Annotated in this window: 2 protein-coding genes; both read right to left on the bottom strand. The window is 53.9% G+C overall.

The genetic code is table 11. The features are described from left to right. Nucleotides 1–27: 27 nt before the first annotated feature. On the bottom strand, nt 28–351 hold the full coding sequence (locus tag AB2L51_RS15005; RefSeq protein WP_048845212.1) for a ribbon-helix-helix domain-containing protein: 324 nt from the start codon (nt 349–351) through the stop codon (nt 28–30). 26 nt (nt 352–377) lie between these two features. After that, nucleotides 378–959, bottom strand: a complete 582-nt coding sequence (locus AB2L51_RS15000; RefSeq protein ID WP_126621626.1) for a DJ-1/PfpI family protein — start codon at nt 957–959, stop codon at nt 378–380. Nucleotides 960–1,665 lie beyond the last annotated feature (706 nt).

Raw genomic sequence — 1,665 nt, 5'->3', positions numbered from 1 at the left:
GTCGCTTTTTGATTCAGACAGTAAGGTTTAACCGACCCTTTGCAGCGGAACGGGCTGAACAGCCACAGATCCCGGAACGCTTTGGATCTGACGCTCCCGGTCCAGATAGCGCAGGCAACTGACCCGCAGAAAAGACGCCATATTGGGCAGCTCACCCCGAAGCTCCAGAATTTCATCCGAAAGCTTCGTGATGAGTTGGTTGACGGTCATGCCATCGGCTGCGGCAATTTCCGTCAAGACATCCCAGAACATGTTCTCCAGCCGGATCGTGGTGACGACACCATGGATCCGCAGGGACCGTGTCCGGCTTTCGTAAAAGATCGGGTCGGCGCGGACGTAGAGTTCACACATGGCGGGTCTTTCCCTGCGGATAACAATCAGGCTTCGATCTTCGTGCCCAGAACCTTAAGGAACTGGCCGATCCAGGCCGGGTGTGCTGGCCATGCTGGTGCTGTCACCAGCTTACCGTCCGTCACAGCCCCATCAATCGCAATCGCCTGATAGTCTGCGCCTGCAAGCATCATTTCAGCACGACAGGCGGGATAGGCAGAAACCTTGCGACCGGAAATGACATTGGCAGCAGCGAGAAGCTGCGGGCCATGGCAGACGGCAGCAATCGGCTTGTCAGCCGTCACAAAGGCCCGGATCAAGTCCAGCACGCTTTCATCGGTGCTGAGCTGTTCAGGCGCACGACCGCCCGGAATGACCAGCGCATCGTAATCATCTGCTTTCGTGTCTGCATAGGTGGCGTTGAGCGTGAAGTTGTGGCCACGCTTTTCGGTGTAGGTCTGATGGCCTTCGAAATCGTGGATGGCCGTCGCCACCTGCTCGCCAGCCTTCTTGCCCAGAGACACCACATCCACCTTGTGTCCAACCATCAGCAGCATCTGGAATGGCACCATGATTTCGTAATCTTCAACGAAATCACCTGCGAGCATGAGAATACGTTTACCAGCCATGAGATCATCCTAACGATCGAGGTTCAAAAGACGGACTCCTTCTTACCGTATGCAGAAGGACTGTGGGTAATAGGTGGTAACGACACGCAGTCCTGTCACCCACTTGCCGGTGAGGTGGTCCCCATTTTTCGGACAGGATAATAAGCTCTCATGACCGTCATTAGGGGATTGTAGCAACGCGAAGCCTACACCAGACATCTGCCTGATGTGACCAATAACTGATGATGGACCTGACGGGTGTGCCGCGAGCCGATCGACGACGATTGATTATGCTCTCATCCGCGGGCTCATATGGAAGCGAGCGGGTTCGTACATCTTCCGGTGAATATGGGGCACGCCCTGAAGGCTGGGGACAGCGGAGCTATTTTACAGGTTTCCGGTGTCGCTCCTTTCGGCATGACCTATATCAATTCAAAAGATGATCCGCGACATAAATAATAATTACCGAATTAGTATTTCGGCGTAGCCCGAGACTTCCGTACAATGAGATGGTGGTCTCAGGCATGTCATACAGACTTCAACCACAATGGGTCGACACTCCCAACGTATTGGTTATGACCTGTGCGATATCACAGTTTGCACAAAAAAAATCTGCTCAGGCGCGTCGAGACGCGGGCCGACTGCTCACCGGGCAACTTTGGATAAGTCACTTATCTGCAACGTAGCACAAATTACATCAAGAAGCGGGATGAGGTGCAAGTCGTCG

The sequence above is a fragment of the Acetobacter fabarum genome, from assembly GCF_040702925.2.
Classification (GTDB): Bacteria; Pseudomonadota; Alphaproteobacteria; order Acetobacterales; family Acetobacteraceae; genus Acetobacter; species Acetobacter fabarum_B.
Note: the sequence above shows the minus strand (reverse complement) of the source record. Positions and strands in the feature narration are given on the sequence as shown.

What these genes read in the sequence shown, in the direction of transcription:
- AB2L51_RS15000 (WP_126621626.1), bottom strand. Translation starts at nt 959, where the DNA reads ATGGCTGGTAAACGTATTCTCATGCTCGCAGGTGATTTCGTTGAAGAT.
- AB2L51_RS15005 (WP_048845212.1), bottom strand. Translation starts at nt 351, where the DNA reads ATGTGTGAACTCTACGTCCGCGCCGACCCGATCTTTTACGAAAGCCGG.